19 protein-coding genes and 1 pseudogene are annotated in these 17,314 nt (G+C 67.4%); 9 read left to right on the top strand and 11 right to left on the bottom strand.

Translation table 11 applies throughout. From position 1 onward, the window contains the following. Positions 1 to 335 (bottom strand): annotated as a pseudogene (locus A9X04_RS22920) (acetaldehyde dehydrogenase (acetylating)); the annotation flags it as partial. 52 nt (positions 336 to 387) lie between these two features. Next, positions 388 to 1,173, bottom strand: coding sequence for a 2-keto-4-pentenoate hydratase (locus A9X04_RS22915; RefSeq protein WP_067925441.1), 786 nt, complete (start codon positions 1,171 to 1,173; stop codon positions 388 to 390). A gap of 72 nt (positions 1,174 to 1,245) precedes the next feature. On the opposite strand from A9X04_RS22915, the gene kstD reads away from it, so the two are divergent. Both kstD and A9X04_RS22905 read left to right on the top strand, forming a co-directional pair. Further along, complete coding sequence (gene kstD, locus A9X04_RS22910) at positions 1,246 to 2,928, top strand: 3-oxosteroid 1-dehydrogenase (protein WP_067925447.1); 1,683 nt, start codon at positions 1,246 to 1,248, stop codon at positions 2,926 to 2,928. A 1-nt stretch (position 2,929) separates the two neighbouring features. Then, entirely contained in the window at positions 2,930 to 3,790 is an 861-nt protein-coding gene (locus A9X04_RS22905) for a MaoC/PaaZ C-terminal domain-containing protein (protein WP_067925438.1), read from the top strand. A 76-nt stretch (positions 3,791 to 3,866) separates the two neighbouring features. Here the strand turns inward: A9X04_RS22905 and A9X04_RS22900 are convergent, their stop codons facing one another. The 7 genes from A9X04_RS22900 to A9X04_RS22870 form a co-directional block, all read right to left on the bottom strand. Then, positions 3,867 to 4,706 carry a DUF559 domain-containing protein gene (locus A9X04_RS22900; RefSeq protein WP_067925435.1) on the bottom strand — a complete coding sequence of 280 codons (840 nt, stop codon included), beginning with the start codon at positions 4,704 to 4,706 and terminating at the stop codon, positions 3,867 to 3,869. A 129-nt stretch (positions 4,707 to 4,835) separates the two neighbouring features. Next, positions 4,836 to 6,017, bottom strand: a complete 1,182-nt coding sequence (locus A9X04_RS22895; RefSeq protein WP_067925432.1) for a lipid-transfer protein — start codon at positions 6,015 to 6,017, stop codon at positions 4,836 to 4,838. Next, positions 6,018 to 6,419: a MaoC family dehydratase gene (locus tag A9X04_RS22890; RefSeq protein WP_067925429.1), complete on the bottom strand. Its 402-nt coding sequence runs from the start codon at positions 6,417 to 6,419 to the stop codon at positions 6,018 to 6,020. It abuts the gene before it with no gap. Next, positions 6,416 to 7,369 (bottom strand): bifunctional MaoC family dehydratase N-terminal/OB-fold nucleic acid binding domain-containing protein, encoded by a 954-nt coding sequence (locus A9X04_RS22885; protein ID WP_067925426.1) that lies wholly within the window; start codon positions 7,367 to 7,369, stop codon positions 6,416 to 6,418. Before A9X04_RS22885 ends, A9X04_RS22890 begins: the two co-directional genes overlap by 4 nt. After that, the gene (gene fadE29 / locus A9X04_RS22880) at positions 7,366 to 8,529 is read right to left on the bottom strand and encodes an acyl-CoA dehydrogenase FadE29 (protein WP_067925423.1); all 1,164 of its coding nucleotides are present in this window, start codon (positions 8,527 to 8,529) and stop codon (positions 7,366 to 7,368) included. Before fadE29 ends, A9X04_RS22885 begins: the two co-directional genes overlap by 4 nt. After that, positions 8,520 to 9,533 (bottom strand): acyl-CoA dehydrogenase family protein, encoded by a 1,014-nt coding sequence (locus tag A9X04_RS22875; protein ID WP_067925421.1) that lies wholly within the window; start codon positions 9,531 to 9,533, stop codon positions 8,520 to 8,522. Before A9X04_RS22875 ends, fadE29 begins: the two co-directional genes overlap by 10 nt. A gap of 7 nt (positions 9,534 to 9,540) precedes the next feature. Beyond that, positions 9,541 to 10,782, bottom strand: coding sequence for a cytochrome P450 (locus A9X04_RS22870; protein WP_067925418.1), 1,242 nt, complete (start codon positions 10,780 to 10,782; stop codon positions 9,541 to 9,543). A gap of 122 nt (positions 10,783 to 10,904) precedes the next feature. Here A9X04_RS22870 and A9X04_RS22865 point away from each other — a divergent pair, with 122 nt between their 5' ends. From A9X04_RS22865 to A9X04_RS22855, 3 genes are read left to right on the top strand one after another with little or no spacing between them, the layout of a single operon-like run. Then, a complete protein-coding gene (locus A9X04_RS22865; protein WP_067925415.1) occupies positions 10,905 to 12,068 on the top strand; it encodes a steroid 3-ketoacyl-CoA thiolase in 1,164 nt (387 codons plus the stop codon). Positions 12,069 to 12,074: 6 nt separating this feature from the next. Then, positions 12,075 to 12,461, top strand: a complete 387-nt coding sequence (locus A9X04_RS22860; protein ID WP_067925412.1) for a hypothetical protein — start codon at positions 12,075 to 12,077, stop codon at positions 12,459 to 12,461. 8 nt (positions 12,462 to 12,469) lie between these two features. After that, positions 12,470 to 12,928, top strand: a complete 459-nt coding sequence (locus tag A9X04_RS22855) for a nitroreductase family deazaflavin-dependent oxidoreductase (RefSeq protein WP_067925409.1) — start codon at positions 12,470 to 12,472, stop codon at positions 12,926 to 12,928. Between the two features lie 85 nt (positions 12,929 to 13,013). Here the strand turns inward: A9X04_RS22855 and A9X04_RS22850 are convergent, their stop codons facing one another. Both A9X04_RS22850 and A9X04_RS22845 read right to left on the bottom strand, forming a co-directional pair. Further along, positions 13,014 to 13,919, bottom strand: a complete 906-nt coding sequence (locus tag A9X04_RS22850) for an SDR family oxidoreductase (RefSeq protein ID WP_067925406.1) — start codon at positions 13,917 to 13,919, stop codon at positions 13,014 to 13,016. A 14-nt stretch (positions 13,920 to 13,933) separates the two neighbouring features. Further along, positions 13,934 to 14,719, bottom strand: a complete 786-nt coding sequence (locus A9X04_RS22845; protein ID WP_197509323.1) for an SDR family oxidoreductase — start codon at positions 14,717 to 14,719, stop codon at positions 13,934 to 13,936. Between the two features lie 59 nt (positions 14,720 to 14,778). Between A9X04_RS22845 and echA20 the strand changes: the two genes are divergently transcribed. The 4 genes from echA20 to A9X04_RS30585 all read left to right on the top strand — a co-directional run. After that, on the top strand, positions 14,779 to 15,537 hold the full coding sequence (echA20, locus tag A9X04_RS22840) for a (7aS)-7a-methyl-1,5-dioxo-2,3,5,6,7,7a-hexahydro-1H-indene-carboxyl-CoA hydrolase (protein ID WP_067925402.1): 759 nt from the start codon (positions 14,779 to 14,781) through the stop codon (positions 15,535 to 15,537). After that, positions 15,534 to 16,418, top strand: a complete 885-nt coding sequence (ipdA, locus tag A9X04_RS22835; protein ID WP_067925399.1) for a cholesterol ring-cleaving hydrolase subunit IpdA — start codon at positions 15,534 to 15,536, stop codon at positions 16,416 to 16,418. The genes echA20 and ipdA overlap by 4 nt, the downstream gene beginning before the upstream one ends. Continuing rightward, positions 16,415 to 17,158 (top strand): cholesterol ring-cleaving hydrolase subunit IpdB, encoded by a 744-nt coding sequence (gene ipdB, locus A9X04_RS22830; protein WP_067925396.1) that lies wholly within the window; start codon positions 16,415 to 16,417, stop codon positions 17,156 to 17,158. The genes ipdA and ipdB overlap by 4 nt, the downstream gene beginning before the upstream one ends. Before the next feature lie 52 nt (positions 17,159 to 17,210). Then, positions 17,211 to 17,314 (top strand): nitronate monooxygenase (locus A9X04_RS30585; protein WP_156764498.1); only part of this gene is annotated, 104 nt, incomplete at its 3' end.

Here is a 17,314-nt window from a genome sequence, read left to right as displayed (position 1 = left end):
TTCGCCGGCGGGATCACCGCCGGGCCCACCGCCGCCGGGGTCAAATCGATCGCCCGAATCCCCGCCGCCGCATACCTGGGTGCGGCGTCGCGGTGCACATAGGCACTGGTCGCCTCGAACACCAGATCAGGCTTCTCCGACCGGGCCAACAACCAATCCACCCCCTCATGGGTGGTCTCCAAACCCAGCTTGCGGGCCCGGGCCAAACCCTCGCTCTCGGGATCGATACCCACCATCCACCGCGGCTCCAACCACTCCGACCGCAACAGCTTGTACAGCAGGTCAGTGCTGATGTTCCCCGACCCGACAATGGCCACACTCGCCTTAGCCGGCATGACGCTCCTTCGCGAAGCTCTCGATATTTAAGTCCGACGATTTAATTCGAGACTATTCAAACGACAAACGAACAGAGCCCAGGCCGGTGAACTCGGCCACAAACTCGTCACCCGCGTGCGCATCGATCGCGCGCGTGCACGACCCCGGCAACACCAGGTCCCCCTTGCGCAACCGCACGCCGAAGCCCTCCACCTTGCGCGCCAGCCAGGCCACCGCGGTCACCGGGTTACCCAGCACCGCGTCGGTGCGGCCCTTGGCGACCACCTCACCGTTGCAATGCAGCACCGCATCGATGCCCTTGACGTCGACCTCGCGCGGCGAGACACGGGCCTTGCCCAGCACGAAGCCCGCCGACGAGGCGTTGTCGGCGATGGTGTCGCACAACTCGATCTTCCAATCGGTGATCCGGGTGTCGATCAACTCGATCGAGGGCACCAACGCCTCGGTGCCGGCCAGCACATCCTCCTCGGTGCAGCCCGCCCCCGGCAGGTCGGCGTTGAGCAGGAAACCCACCTCCACCTCCACCCGCGGCCACAGATACCGGCTCGTCTTGACCGGGGTGTCCTCGAACAACTGCATCTCATCCAGCAAATGCCCATAGTCGGGCTCGTCGACCCCCATCATCTGCTGGATCGCCTTCGACGACAGCCCCACCTTGTGCCCCAACACCCGCGCACCCTCGGCCACCCGCTGCCGAATATTGATCAGCTGAATCTCGTACGCATCGACCACGTCGATCTCCGGATGAACGGCGGTCAGCGGGGCGATCGGCTCGCGGCTTCGCTCGGCCTGCGCCAGTTCGGCAGCAAGCTCGTCGCGCGTCGCAACATTGAGCATCTGCGGAAGTCTCCTCGCTCGTGTGACCGGCCCAGTAGCGCCCGGCCCGTGCAATTCTATAACGTGTTCTACATGACAGCACAGGAGCTCGACGTCGTCGTGGTCGGGAGCGGCGGAGCCGGCATGGTAGCTGCCCTTACCGCCGCTCACCGGGGCCTTTCCACAGTGGTCATCGAGAAGGCTGCTCATTTCGGCGGCTCGACCGCGCGGTCGGGTGGAGGCGTCTGGATCCCCAACAACGAGATCCTCAAGCGTGACGGCGTCCGGGACAATCCCGAGGCGGCCCGGACCTATTTGCACGGCATCGTGGGTGACATCGTCGAGCCGGAACGCATCGACACCTACCTCGACCGCGGGCCCGAGATGCTGTCCTTCGTGCTGAAGCACACCCCGCTGAAAATGTGCTGGGTTCCGCGCTACTCGGACTATTACCCCGAGGCACCGGGCGGCCGCGCCGAGGGCCGCTCGATCGAGCCGAAGCCGTTCGACGCCCGCAAGCTGGGCGCCGACATGCCCGGGTTGGAGCCCGCGTACGGCAAGGTCCCGCTCAATGTCGTTGTGATGCAGCAGGACTACGTGCGGCTGAACCAGCTGAAGCGACACCCGCGGGGCGTGCTGCGCAGCCTGAAGGTCGGCGGCCGCACGATGTGGGCGAAGGCGACCGGCAAGAACCTGGTGGGCATGGGCCGCGCGTTGATCGGTCCCCTGCGCATCGGGCTGCAACGCGCCGGCGTTCCGGTAGTGCTGAACACCGCGCTCACCGACCTCTACGTCGAGGACGGCGTGGTGCGCGGCGTCTATGTTCGGGACACGGGCGCATCGGAGTCCGCGGAGCCGCGGCTGATCCGGGCCCGGCGCGGCGTGATCCTCGCCTCCGGCGGGTTCGAGCACAACGAGCAGATGCGGGTGAAGTACCAGCGCGCGCCGATCACGACCGAGTGGACCGTGGGCGCCAGGGCCAACACCGGTGACGGCATCGTCGCCGCCGAAAAACTGGGCGCCGCACTGGAACTGATGGACGACGCCTGGTGGGGCCCCACCGTGCCGCTGGTGGGCGCGCCGTGGTTCGCGTTGTCGGAACGCAATTCGCCGGGATCGATCATCGTCAACATGTCGGGCAAGCGGTTCATGAACGAGTCCATGCCCTATGTCGAGGCCTGCCACCACATGTACGGCGGGGAATACGGCCAGGGCCCCGGGCCGGGCGAGAACATCCCGGCGTGGCTGGTGTTCGACCAGCAGTACCGGGACCGCTACATCTTCGCAGGATTGCAGCCTGGACAACGCATTCCACGCAAGTGGCTGGAGTCCGGAGTCATCATCCAGGCCGACACTCTCGAGGAGCTAGCCCAGAAGGCCGGCCTTCCGGTCGCCGAGTTCACCGCGACGGTGGCGCGCTTCAACGGCTTCGCCAGGTCGGGCGTCGACGAGGACTACCACCGCGGTGAGAGCGCGTATGACCGCTACTACGGCGACCCGACTAACAAGCCGAACCCGAACCTCGGCGAACTCACGCACGCGCCGTACTACGCCGCCAAGATGGTGCCGGGCGACCTGGGCACCAAGGGCGGTGTCCGCACCGACGTCCACGGTCGCGCGCTCCGCGACGACGGCACCATCATCGAAGGCCTTTACGCCGCAGGCAATGTCAGCGCCCCGGTGATGGGACACACCTATCCCGGTCCGGGCGGCACGATTGGCCCGGCCATGACGTTCGGCTACCTGGCCGCACTGCACATAGCGGGGGAAGGCTGACATGCCCATTGATGTAGACGTCGCACTTGCGGCCGAGCTGGACCCCATCGACTTCGCTTGGACGAGCAGCGATGTGCAGCTCTACCACTTGGCCCTGGGCGCCGGCGGGGATCCGATGGACCCGCGCGAACTGCGCTACCTCGTCGACGACACACCGCAGGTCCTGCCGACGTTCGGCAACGTCGCGGCCTCGTTCCACATGACCAAGCCGCCGACCGTACAATTCCCCGGCATCGACATCGAGCTGGGCAAGGTGCTGCACGCCAGCGAGCGGGTGGAGGTGCCCGGGCCGCTACCGCCCTCGGGATCTGCCCGCGCTGTCACCCGCTTCACCGACATCTGGGACAAGGGCAAGGCCGCGGTGATCTGGAGCGAGACGACGGTCAGCGCGCCCGACGGCACGCTGCTGTGGACGCAGCGGCGGTCCATCTTCGCCCGCGGCGAGGGCGGTTTCGGTGGGGAGCGCGGACCGTCCTCCTCGGACGCCGCGCCCGACCGCGCCCCCGATGTGGAGGTCGCGGTGCCGATCCTGCCGCAGCAGGCGCTGCTGTACCGGCTCTGCGGCGATCGCAACCCGCTGCATTCCGACCCGGAATTCGCTGCGGCGAACGGCTTTCCGCGGCCCATCCTGCACGGCCTGTGCACGTACGGCATGACCTGCAAAGCCATCGTGGACACGATGCTGGACGGCGACGCCGGGGCGGTCGCCGCCTACGGCGCGCGCTTCGCCGGTGTGGCGCTCCCCGGTGAGACCCTCAACGTCGGCATCTGGAAGGAAGACGGGCGGCTGCTGGCCAGCGTTGTCGCGCCCTCGCGCGACAACGCGGTGGTGCTGTCGGGCGTCGAACTCGTGCCCGCGTAGGTTCGTTTGGCTGAGCGCCCAGCTCGGGCCGAGCGTGAAGTCAGCTTCACATTCGGCGTCGAGCGTGAAACTAGTTTCACGCTCGACGGGCACGAGCCGCGCGCACTCGGCTGATGATGTCGGCCGGCCGGTCGCCGGTGACCACCCTTACGACGATCCACCCGAGACGCTCGAGCGTCTCCAATCGCCGGACGTCCCAGGTGTATTGCCGACGATCGCTGCGGTGTTGTTCGCCGTCGTACTCCACCGCGACTTTCACCTCTTCCCAACCCATGTCCAGATACGCGATCACGCTGCCAAATTCGTCGCGCACCGGAATCTGGGTTTGTGGCCTCGGCAGCCCCGCTTGGACTAGCACGACGCGTAGCCAAGACTCCTTGGGAGACTGTGCACCACTGTCGAAGACCGCTATCGCCTCCCTCGCCCGAACGATGCCTCGGCGGCCCGGGTACCTATCCGCAAGCAGCTCGACATCCGCCGGCTTGATTCGCGTTTCGCGAGCCAGAGCGTCGATGCCGGCAACTGCCGCGGTAGTCGGATACCAGCAACCGAGGTCCAGCGCCGTCCTGGCCGCCGACGTCACCGGGATCCCGCCGATGACGGCAACCTCATCGTCCTCGATCCGGTCCCCGTGGACCCTGATCCCGGCCTGACGATGGCGGTTGTCGTGAAGGAGGTCCACCACGGTGGTGCCATCGACCCATTTGCTTCCGTGCAGCGCTGCCGCGGAGAACCCGGCGACCACGCCCTGGCGCCCGGTCCACAACCAACCGGCCCTCGCGCGAAGCGCGGCAGTGATGTCCGAATCGCGAACGACGTACACATCTCGGAACAGTCGGAGATAACCAGTGCCGAGCTGCCCTCTGGTCAAGGCGCCGCGAGCAACGGCCTCACTGCCAAGGAACGGCTCACCCACGACGGCAGCGTCGCATGTGTCACTCGCAGCGTCACTTCACTCGTCGAGCGTGAAGTTAGTTTCACGCTGGTCGTCCACTGTGAAACTATCTTCACACCCGTCGGGCCGCGAAGGGGAAGGGCCGTGGCCCTAGCCGAGGATCAGACCCGAGGTGGGGACGCCGGTGCCCGCGGTGACCAGAACGTGCTCGACGTCGGGTACCGGGTTAACCGAGGTGCCGCGCAGCTGCCGCACACCCTCGGCGATCCCGTTCATGCCGTGGATGTACGCCTCGCCGAGTTGGCCGCCGTGCGTGTTGATGGGAAGCCGCCCACCGATCTCGATCGCACCGTCGGCGATGAAGTCCTTCGCCTCGCCGCGACCGCAGAATCCCAGCTCCTCCAATTGGATCAGCGTGAAGGGCGTGAAGTGGTCGTACAGGATGGCGGTCTGGATGTCGGATGGCTTCAGGCCGGACTGCTGCCACAGCTGCTGTCCCACCACGCCCATCTCGGGGAGGCCCAGTTCCGGTCGGTAATAGCTGACCATCGTGTACTGGTCGGGGCTCGAGCCCTGCGACGCCGCCTCGATGACGGCCGGCCGCTGCTTGAGGTCCCGCGCGCGTTCCACCGAGGTCACCACGATCGCGACCGCGCCGTCGGTCTCCTGGCAGCAGTCCAGCAGCCGCAGCGGCTCGGCGATCCACCGCGAATTCTGGTGATCGTCAATGGTTATCGGCTTCTCGTAGAAGTAGGCCTTCGGGTTCTTGGCGGCGTGCTTTCGGTCGGCCACCGAGATCGCACCGAAGTCACGGCTGGTCGCACCGGACAGGTGCATGTAGCGCCGCGCGATCATGGCGACCTGCGCGGCCGGGGTCGAGAGCCCGTGCGGGTAGGAGAACGAGTTGTCCGCAGCGGTCGAATCCGCCTGTGCGCGTGCGTCGCCCGCCAGCCGGGTCTGCACCTGACCGAACCGCATGCCCGAGCGTTCGTTGAACGCCCGGTACGCCACCACGACGTCGGCCACCCCCGTGGCGACGGCGATCGCGGCCTGCTGAACGGTCGCGCAGGCGGCGCCGCCGCCGTAGCCGATCTGCGAGAAGAACTTCAGGTCACCGATGCCGACGGCCCGCGCCACCGCCGTCTCGTTGTTGGTGTCCATCGTGAAGGTGGTCAGCCCGTCGACGTCCGCCGGGGTCAGACCGGCGTCGTCCAACGCGTCCAAGACGGCCTCGGCCGCGAGCCGCAGCTCGCTGCGGCCCGAGTCCTTAGAGAAGTCGGTGGCGCCGATGCCGACGATCGCGGCCCGGCCACTCAGTAAGCCCGCTGACATCTAGGAGTCCCCCATCGTCAGCGTCACCGTCGCGATCACGTGGTCGCCGAGGCTGTTACGCCCGAACACCTTCACCGTGATCAGGCCGTCGTCCACGGCGGTCACCTCGCCGGAGAAGGTGACCGTGTCGTAGGCGTACCACGGCACCCCGAGCCGCAGCCCGATCGACTTGATCAGCGCGGACGGGCCGGCCCAGTCGGTGACGTAGCGCTGCACCAGCCCCGTGTCGGTCAAGATGTTGACGAAGATGTCCTTCGACCCTTTGGCCTGCGCCAGATCCCGGTCGTGGTGCACGTCCTGGAAGTCACGGGTAGCCAGGGCCGTCGAGATGATGAAGGTCGGATCGCCGTGCAGCTGCAGCTCGGGCAACACGGTGCCGACTTCGATGGCCGGCGCGCTCATGCCTCGGGCTCCCAGGCATACAGTGTCCACTCCGGGCCGGTGTCGCCCGACGGAAAGTCGATATAGGTTGCGCGCACTGGCATTCCAATCTCCACGGCGGCAGGGTCGACCCCGCGCAGCTCGCCCAGCATTCGCACGCCCTCGTCGAGCTCGACCAACGCGATCACGAACGGCAGCGTGCGGCCCGGCACCTTCGGTGCATGGTGCACGACGAAACTGAACACCGTGCCCTTGCCGGAAGCCACCACGTAGTCGATCGGGGCGGCTTTGTCCTGCCATACCGCCGGCACCGGGGGGTGCTGCAGGCTGCCGTCGGGCCGGCGCTGGATCCTCAGCTCGTGCGCCTTGACGCCCTCCCAGAAGAAGGCCGTGTCGCGCGACGACGCGGGCCTCATCATCGCGTCGGGATCCAGGTCCGCGGGCACCGAGGACGGCGCGGCCTCCGACTCGCGCGGTTTGAACTTGAGGATGCGCCAATTCATCTCGGCGACGTCCTCGTCGCCCACCCGCCAGATGATGTGCTGGTTGATGAAGTAGCCCTCGCCCAGGCCGGTCTGCTTGGGGCCGACCACGTCGCCCATCTCGGAGGTGATGCTGACGTGCTCACCGGGCTGCAGGTAACGGTGGTAGGTCTGTTCGCAGTTGGTGGCGACGACGCCGATGTAGCCCGCGTCGTCGAACAACTGCATGATGGGGCCCATCGGGTCGTCCTTCGGACGTTCTCCGCCCAGGCCGAACATGGTCCACACCTGAATCATGGCCGGCGGGGCCACGATTCCCGGGTGCCCGACGGCGCGGGCCGCGGCCTCGTCGACGTAGATCGGGTTGTTGTCGCCGATGGCCTCCACCCAGTTGTTGATCATCGGCTGGTTGACCGGGTCGCGGCCGGCGCGCGGCTTCGGGCCGCCGGCCGCCTTGATCTCCGCAACGGCGTCCTGGATGTCGGTCACCGGGGAACCCTGGGCACTTTGAGGCCGGCGGCCGCGATCATCTCTCGCATGACTTCGTTCACGCCTCCACCGAAGGTGATCACCAGGTTCCGCTTGGTTTGCGAGTCCAGCCAGTTGAGCAGCTCGGCGGTCTCCGCCTCGGCGGGGTTGCCGTACTTGCCAACGATCTCCTCGGCCAGTCGGCCGATGCGCTGGATGCGCTCAGTGCCAAAGACTTTCGTCGACGCGGCGTCGGCCACGTTGATATCCTCGCCCGCGGCGGCCACCTGCCAGTTCAGCAGCTCGTTGATCCGCCACGTCGCGTGGATCTCGCCGAGCGCGCGCTTGACGTCGGCGTGGTCGATCGGCGTGACCCCGTCCGCACCCGGCTTGGACGCCCAGGCGTGCACCCGGTCGTAGATCCCGGCGATGCGACCGGCGGGGCCCAGCATGACCCGTTCGTTGTTGAGCTGGGTGGTGATCAGTTTCCACCCGCCGTTCTCCTCGCCGACCAGCATGTCGGCGGGCACCCGCACGTCGTTGTAGTAGGTCGCGTTGGTGTGGTGGGCGCCGTCGGACAGGATGACGGGCGTCCACGAGTAGCCCGGGTCCTTGGTGTCGACGATCAGGATCGAGATGCCCTTGTGTTTCACCGCTTCCGGGTCCGTGCGGCAGGCCAGCCAGATGTAGTCCGCGTCGTGTCCGCCGGTGGTCCACATCTTCTGGCCGTTGACGATGTACTCGTCACCGTGGCGCACGGCGGTGGTGCGCAGCGAAGCCAGGTCGGTCCCCGCCTCGGGCTCGCTGTAACCGATCGCGAAGTGAACCTCACCCGCCAGGATCGCCGGCAGGAACTTCTTCTTCTGCAGCTCGCTGCCGAACTGTTGCAGAGTCGGGCCGACGGTCTGCAACGTCACGGCGGGCAGTGGCACGTCGGCCCGATGCGCCTCGTTGACGAAAATCGACTGCTCGATCGGCCCGAAGCCCAAGCCGCCGAACTCCTTTGGCCACCCGACCCCGAGCTTGCGGTCCTTGCCCATCCGCCGGATCACGGCGCGGTAGGCCTCGTTGTGACGGTCCTGCTCCATCGCCTTCATCTCGTCGGACGAGATGAGGTTCGAGAAGTATTCGCGTAGTTCCGCCTGCAGCTGGCGCTGCTCTGGAGTCAGGTCTATGAACATTGCGCTCCCACCAGGTCGAGACGATGAGAAGGCCCACCCAGCAGCCGGGTCAGGTCTTTGATCGTGGAATAGTACCGGTGCATCGGATAGGTGATGTCCATCCCCATGCCGCCGTGCAGGTGGTGGCAGAGCTGCATCACCGGCGCAGCCTGCGAGGCGATCCAGTACCCGAGGACATCCAGATCATCGTCGGCGTCCCGGCCTTCCGACAGCCGCCACGCGACCGACTTCGCCGCCAAATCGATGGTGCGCGAGGCGATGTACACCTCGGCGAGCTGGGCCGCGACGGTCTGGAACGTCGACAGTGGCTTGCCGAACTGCTTGCGGTTGGCCACGTAGTCCGCGGTGAGGCGCAGCGCCCCGGCCACCAACCCGTCGGCGTAGGCGCCGATGGCCGCCAACGCCAGCTGGTTGACTCGAGACGCCGTGGCGCCAGCCAGGACGTCGGAGTCGCCGACGGCGACGTCGGCGAACGTCACCGTGTATTCTTCGGCGCCGCTCGACGTCGGGGTCTGGACCAACTGCACGCCGTCGGCCTTGGGCGACACGACGACGACCGCGCTGTCCGCGGTGATGGTCATCCAATCCGCTTGTGCGGCATAGCCGACGCCGACCTTGGTACCCGACAGCCGCCCGCCGGCGAAGGTGGTCGACGGCCGGTCGGGCAGCGCGGTGCCGGGCTCGTTCAGGGCGGCCGTCAGCACGCCGCCCTTGGTGACGCCGGCCAGGAAACGGTCCTGCTGCTCCTCGGATGCCAGGTCGAGCAGCGGCACCACACCGAAGCCGAGCGTGGCCAGCGCGGGCGTGATGGCGCCGTGGCGGCCCGCCTCGGTCAGCACCGTGGCGACCTCGGGCAGCCCCACGCCGTCGCCGCCGAGCCGCTCGGGCACCGGCAGCGCGGTCACGCCCCCACTGACCAACGCGTCCCAGCTCAGGTCCCGGCCCAGCACCGAGGTCACCACGTCGGCGACGGCCTGTTGCGTCGCGGTCAGGTTGAAGTCCATCAGGAAATCACCGCGCGGTTCCGGCGTAGTCGACCTGCCAGTGCTTGATCCCGTTGAGCCAGCCCGACCGCAGCCGCTCGGGCTCGCCGATCGGCTTGAGGTCCGGCATGTGGTCGGCGACAGCGTTGAAGATCAGGTTGATGGTCATGCGCGCCAGGTTCGCGCCGATGCAGTAGTGCGCACCCGTTCCGCCGAAACCGACGTGGGGGTTCGGGTCGCGCAGGATGTTGAAGGTGTGCGGGTCCTCGAATACCTCTTCGTCGAAATTGGCCGAACGGTAGGACATCACCACACGCTGGCCCTTCTTGATCTGCACGCCGGCCAGCTCGGTGTCCTCGCTGGCGGTGCGCTGGAAGGCCGATACCGGGGTGGCCCACCGGATGATCTCGTCGGCGGTGGTCGACGGGCGCTCCTTCTTGAAGAGCTCCCATTGATCGGGGTTGTTCGCCATGACGATCATGCCGTGGGTGATCGAGTTCCGCGTGGTCTCGTTGCCCGCGACGGCGAGCATGACCACGAAGAAACCGAACTCGTCATCGGAGAGCTTTTCACCCTCGATGTCGGCCTGGACGAGCGTGGTGACGATGTCGTCGGTGGGGTTCTTGCCCCGCTCCTCCGCCATGGCCATCGCGTACGTGATCAGCTCCATGGACGACTGGGCCGGATCGACGTGGGCGTACTCGGGGTCGGTGCCGCCGGTCATCTCGTTGGACCAGCGGAACAGCTTGTCGCGATCCTCCTGCGGGACGCCGAGCAGGCCGGCGATGGCCTGCAGCGGCAGCTCGCACGAGACCTGCTCGACGAAGTCACCGCTGCCCTCGGCCGCGGCCGTCTTGGCGATGTTCTGGGCGCGCTGGGCCAGTTCGGCTTCCAGCCGCCCGATGGCCCGCGGCGTGAACCCGCGGGAGATGATCTTGCGCAGCCGCGTGTGGTGCGGCGCGTCCATGTTGAGCATGACGCTGCGCTGCAGTTCGACCTGCTCGCGCTTCATCTCCGGCGGCCAGGTCGGGATGGCGCCGTTCATCCAGCTGGAGAAGATGTCGCTGCGTTTCGACACCTCCTTGACGTCGGCGTGCTTGGTGACGATCCAATAGCCGTGGTCCTCGAACCCGCCCGCGCCGTTCGGGATGTCGACCCAGTGGATCGGTTCCGCCTTGCGCAGCAAGGCGAGTTCCTCCACGGGCAAGCCCGCGAGGTTGACGTCGGGGTCCAGGAAGTCGAAGTCGGCGGGAATGTTGGGGGGTGCCATGATGTGTGCGCTCCTCAATTGCAACGTGTTCTAGTGCCAGTAAAACACGGCTCCTAGGCAGATAAAAGGCAGGTCATCATCCTCGCTTGTCAGAGTAATGAAACGTGTTCTAGCCTGACGGAATGGGTAACCCGGTAATCGTCGAAGCCACCCGCAGCCCGATCGGCAAGCGGAACGGCTGGCTGTCAGGACTGCACGCCACCGAGCTTCTCGGTGCGGTGCAGAAGGCACTAGTGGAGAAGGCCGGCATCGACGCGGGCGATGTCGAACAGGTGATCGGCGGCTGCGTGACGCAGTTCGGCGAGCAGTCCAACAACATCACCAGGGTTAGCTGGCTGGTCGCCGGGCTGCCGGACCACGTCGGCGCCACGACCGTGGACTGCCAGTGCGGCAGCAGCCAGCAGGCCAACGGCCTGATCGCCGGCCTGATCGCGGCGGGCGCCATCGACGTCGGTATCGCGTGCGGCATCGAGGCCATGAGCCGCGTCGGCCTCGGCGCCAATGCGGGCCCCGACCGCAGCATCCTGCGGCCCGCGTCGTGGGACATCGACCTGCCCGACCAGTTCACCGCGGCCGAGCGGATCGCCAAGCGGCGTGGCATCACCCGCGACGACCTCGACGAGTTCGGGTACCAGTCCCAGGCCAAGGCCAAGCAGGCGTGGGAGGAGGGCCGTTTCGATCGCGAGATCTCGCCGATCGAGGCGCCGGCACTGGACGAGAACAAGCAACCGACCTCGGAGCGGGTCACCATCTCCCGCGACCAGGGCCTGCGCGAAACCACGCTCTCGGGCCTTTCCGCGCTCAAGCCGGTCATCGAGGGCGGGTTTCACACCGCGGGAACGTCCTCGCAGATCTCCGACGGGGCCGCGGCCGTGCTGTGGATGGACGAGGACAAGGCCAAGGCTCTCGGGCTGCGTCCGCGGGCACGCATCGTCAGCCAGGCGCTGGTCGGCGCTGAGCCCTACTACCACCTGGACGGCCCGGTGCAGTCGACGGCCAAGGTGCTGGAGAAGGCCGGCATGAAGATGGGTGACATCGACCTCGTCGAGATCAACGAGGCGTTCGCGTCCGTTGTGCTGTCGTGGGCGCGGGTGCACGAGCCCGACATGGCGCGGGTCAACGTCAACGGCGGGGCCATCGCGTTGGGCCACCCGGTGGGCAGCACCGGCAGCCGGCTGATCACCACCGCGCTGCACGAGCTGGAGCGCACCGACCAGAGCACCGCGCTCATCACCATGTGCGCGGGCGGCGCCCTGTCCACCGGCACGATCATCGAGCGCATCTAGCCCGTCTTGATCGTCTCCGAATCCAGCCGCATCGCCGCGGCGCAGTCGTACATCGACGCGCTCGTCAGCCATGACGGTGACTCCGTTCCGTTCGCCGCCCGATGCACCCGCGTCGAGCAGGGGATCAAGAACGGGTTCTCCGGAAACCACCTGCGCCGCAGCCTCAATCGCGGGGCGCAGTACCGATTGCTCGCCGACACCACGCCGCCCGACTACCGGATCGAGGGCGACGCGGTGCACGCGGCGTATACCGTGCTGACCAAGGCGGCGTTCGGCGCCCGGCGGCTGGCCGCGCGGGTCGAAGAGATGTTCGTGATTCCCGCCGAAAGCCCAAGCGGGAAAGCCGAAATCCACCACATCAAGGTTCGCTTCCAACCGTTTATCCAGCGCTAAGGACCCACATGCCCAAACCGAAGCCACGCTCTTTGAATGCGCCTTGGGTCGGCTTCATCATCAAGTGGATGGCCAAGGGCAACACGTGGATCTACCGGCTGAGCAACGGGAGATTCGGCGGCACCTTCCAGAACGCTCCGGTCGCGCTGCTCACCACGACGGGCCGCAAAACGGGTGAACCTCGCGTGAGCCCGCTGCTCTACCTGCGCGAAGGGAACCGGGTGGTATTGGTCGCATCGAAGGGCGGCAGCGACAAACACCCGCTGTGGTACCTCAACCTGAAGGCCAATCCCAAGGTCTCGGTCCAGATCAAGGACGAGGTGCTGCGACTGCAGGCCCGCGATGCCACGGAGGCCGAGCGCGCGGAGTACTGGCCGAAGCTGGACGCCATGTACCCGTCGTTCGGCGACTACCGGTCCTGGACCGATCGGGTGATCCCGGTGGTGATCTGCGACCCGGCGGGTTAGGCGGGCGCGGCCGTCGCCCCGAGCGTGTAGTCAGGGCGACAAATCGACCGAAACGTCGCGCTGAGTGCACGTTCGGCGCAAGGCACTAGGCGCCGTACACCGGGACCGGTGGGCGCGCCTTGGCGAGCAGCTCGGCGACGACGGGCCCCAATTCCGCGGGGTCCCATCTTGCACCCTTGTCGATCTGCGGCCCGTGCGCCCAGCCCTCCGCGACCCGGATCTTGCCGCCCTCGACCTCGAACACCTTCCCGGAGACGTCGCGGGATTCGGCGCTGCCCAGCCACACCACCAGCGGCGAGACGTTCTCGGGCGCCATCGCGTCGAAATCCTGGTCCTGCGTTGCCATCATCTCGGCGAAGACGGTCTCCGTCATGCGGGTGCGCGCCGACGGTGCGATGGCGTTGACGGTGACGCCGTAGCGTCCCATTTCGGCGGCACCCACCAGCGTCATCGCGGCGATGCCCGCCTTGGCTACGCTGTAGTTGCCCTGTCCGACGCTGCCCTGCAGGCCGGCGCCCGAACTGGTGTTGACGATCCGCGCGTCGACGGCCTTGCCCTCTTTGGACAGCCCGCGCCAGTACGACGCCGCGTGCCGCATCGTGGCGAAGTGACCCTTGAGATGCACGGCGATGACGGCGTCGAACTCCTCCTCGCTGGTGTTGGCCATCATCCGGTCGCGCACGATGCCCGCGTTGTTGACCAGAACGTCGAGCCCGCCGAAGGTCTCGATGGCCGTTCGGATCAGGCCGGCCGCCTGGTTCCAGTCGGCGACGTTGGATCCGTCGGCGACGGCTTCGCCACCGGCCGCGGTGATTTCGTCGACCACGCCCTGGGCAGCGCTGCCGCCACCGGCCGGTGAACCGTCGAGGCCCACGCCGATGTCGTTGACCACCACGCGCGCGCCCTCGGCCGCGAAGGCCAGCGCATGCGCGCGACCGATACCGCCGCCCGCTCCGGTGACGATGACGACGCGGCCGTCAACCACTCCCATTGTTCGTGTCTCCTCTACTTGATCGCGCTGGCGTTCGTGGTGGCCAGGTAGTGCGGCGGCTCGCCACCGCCGTGCACCTCCAGCGAGGCGCCACTGATGTAGGACGCGGCGGCCGATGCCAAAAATGCCGCGGCCCAACCGATATCGTCGGGTTTGGCCAACCGGCCCAGGGGCACGTTCTTCGAGATCGCGGCGATGGACTCGGCGTCACCGTAGAACAGTTCGGACTGCTCGGTCTCCACCATGCCGACCACGCAGGCGTTCACCCGGACCTTCGGCCCCCACTCCACCGCCAGCGTCTGGGTCAGGCTCTCCAGGCCGGCCTTGGCCGCCCCGTACGCACCCGTGCCGGGCGACGGCCGTCGACCGGACAGACTGCAGATGTTGACGATCGACCCGCCGCTGTCCTGCTGTTGCATCTTCTCGTTAGCATGTTGCGAAACCGACAGCGCGCCAATCAGATTGAGCTCGATGATCTTGCGGTTGAACTTCGCGCTGGATTCCGCGGTCAGCACGTACGGCGAACCGCCGGCGTTGTTGACCACCACGTCGAGCCGGCCGTGCTTGTCGACGATGGCGTCGATCAGCGCCTTGACGGCGTCGTCGTCCCGGACGTCGCAGGAATGGAACTCGTAGGGCAGGCCCTCGACGGACCGCCGCGCGCAGGTGATGACGGTCGCGCCCTGCCCGGCGAAGACCGAGCTGATGCCGGCGCCCACGCCGCGGACCCCGCCGGTGACCAGAACCACCCGGCCGGCCAGCCCCAAGTCGATGGCGTCGGGTACTTCGGCGCGAGTCACTGTGCTAGCGTACCAAGCAAGTGCTTGCTTAGGTAGTTACCCCACAAGGAAGTGGCACCTTGCCCATCACATCCACAACCACCGAACCGGGCATCGTCGCGGTCACCGTCGACTTTCCCCCGGTCAACGCCATCCCGTCGCGCGGCTGGTTCGAACTGGCCGACGTCATCACGGCCGCCGGCCACGATCCCGAGACCCACGTCGTCATCCTGCGGGCCGAGGGCCGCGGGTTCAACGCCGGGGTCGACATCAAGGAGATGCAGCGCACCGAGGGATTCACCGCGCTGATCGACGCCAACCGCGGTTGCTTCGCCGCCTTCCGCGCGGTCTATGAATGCGCGGTGCCGGTCGTTTCCGCCGTGAACGGGTTCTGCGTCGGCGGCGGCATCGGCCTGGTCGGCAACTCCGACGTCATCGTGGCCTCCGACGACGCCACGTTCGGACTGCCCGAGGTGGAGCGCGGCGCCCTGGGCGCGGCCACCCACCTGTCCCGGTTGGTGCCCCAGCATTTGATGCGGCGGCTCTTCTTCACCGCCGCCACCGTGGACGCCGCCACCCTGCACCACTTCGGTTCGGTGCACGAGGTGGTGCCGCGCGACCAACTGGACGAGGCGGCGTTACGGGTCGCCCGCGACATCGCCGCCAAGGACACCCGCGTCATCCGCGCGGCCAAGGAGGCGCTCAACCTCATCGACGTGCAGCGGGTCAACTCGAGTTACCGCATGGAGCAAGGGTTTACGTTCGAGCTCAATCTGGCCGGAGTGGCCGACGAGCACCGCGACGCGTTCGCCGGTACGGCGAAGGGCAAGGACAAGTGAGCGACAAGAGGACCAGCCTGGACGAGGTCGTCGCCCAACTGCGCAGCGGCATGACGATCGGCATCGGCGGCTGGGGTTCGCGGCGCAAGCCGATGGCGTTCGTGCGGGCCATGCTGCGCACCGACATCAAAGACTTGACCATCGTCACCTACGGTGGCCCGGATCTGGGCCTGCTGTGCTCGGCCGGCAAGGTGAAACGCGCCTACTACGGCTTCGTCTCGCTGGACTCCCCGCCCTTCTACGACCCCTGGTTCGCCAAGGCCCGTACCAGCGGCGCGATCGAGGCCCGCGAGATGGACGAGGGCATGCTGCGGTGCGGCCTGCAGGCGGCCGCGCAACGCCTGCCGTTCCTGCCGATCCGGGCCGGGCTGGGCAGCTCGGTGCCCGACTTCTGGGAGGGCGAGCTGCGGACCGTGACCAGCCCGTACGCCGCGCCCGAGGGCGGTCACGAGACGCTGATCGCGATGCCGGCGCTGCGCCTGGACGCGGCGTTCGTCCACCTCAATCTCGGTGACTCCCGCGGCAATGCGGCCTACACCGGGATCGATCCCTACTTCGACGACCTGTTCCTGATGGCCGCCGACAAGCGCTTCCTGTCGGTGGAGCGCGTCGTCTCCACCGAGGAGCTGGTCAAGGCCGTTCCCCCGCAGGCCCTGCTGGTGAACCGGATGATGGTCGAATCCGTGGTGGAGGCGCCGGGTGGCGCCCACTTCACCACCGCCGCGCCGGATTACGGCCGCGACGAGAAATTCCAGCGGCATTACGCCGAAGCCGCCTCGACCGAAGAGGGCTGGCAGAAGTTCGTCCAGACCTACCTGTCCGGCAGCGAGGACGACTACCAGGCGGCCGTTCGCGCATTCGCAGAGGAGGCCGCCAAGTGAGCAGCACCCGCGCCGAAGTGTGCGCAGCCGCGTGCGCCGACTTGTTCGCCGGAGCGGGCGAGATCATGGTCAGCCCGATGACCAACATGGCCTCGGTCGGGGCCCGCCTTGCGCGGCTGACCTTTTCACCGGACATCCTGCTGACCGACGGCGAGGCGCAGTTGCTCGCGGACACCCCGGCGCTGGGCAAGACGGGGCCCGTCGAGGGCTGGATGCCGTTCGGCCGGGTGTTCGAAACGCTGGCCTGGGGACGCCGGCACGTGGTGATGGGCGCCAATCAGGTTGACCGCTTTGGCAATCAGAACATTTCCGCGTTCGGTCCACTGCAACACCCGACCCGGCAGATGTTCGGCCTGCGGGGTGCGCCGGGGAACGCGATCAACCACGCCACCAGCTATTGGGTGGGCAACCACTCCAAGCGGGTGTTCTGCGAGGCGGTCGACGTGGTCTGCGGCATCGGCTGGGACAAGGTGGACCCGGACAATCCGGCGTTCCGCTTCGCCAACACCTACCGGGTGGTGTCCAACCTCGGGGTGTTCGACTTCGGCGGCCCCGACCACACCATGCGGGCGCTGACGCTGCACCCGGGGGTATCGCCCGACGAGGTTCGTGAGGCCACGTCGTTCGAGGTGCACGGCGTGGACGAGGCGGGCGAGACCAGGCTGCCGACGGACGAAGAGCTCCGCCTGATCCGCGAGGTGATCGATCCGAAATCCCTGCGCGACAGGGAGATCCGTTGATGATTGTTCCGCCTCCTCCTCATCGCTTCGCTCTGCATCGTCGGCGGTGGGTATGAAGTTGCGCACGCCGCTGACCGAACTGGTCGGTGTCGAGCACCCGGTGGTGCAAACCGGGATGGGCTGGGTGGCCGGCGCCCGGCTGGTGTCCGCGACGGC

Source organism: Mycobacterium sp. E3247 (genome assembly GCF_001667785.1).
Lineage (GTDB): Bacteria > Actinomycetota > Actinomycetes > Mycobacteriales > Mycobacteriaceae > Mycobacterium.
The sequence above is the reverse complement of the archived record's forward strand: the minus strand, read 5'-3'. Positions and strand labels throughout refer to the sequence as shown.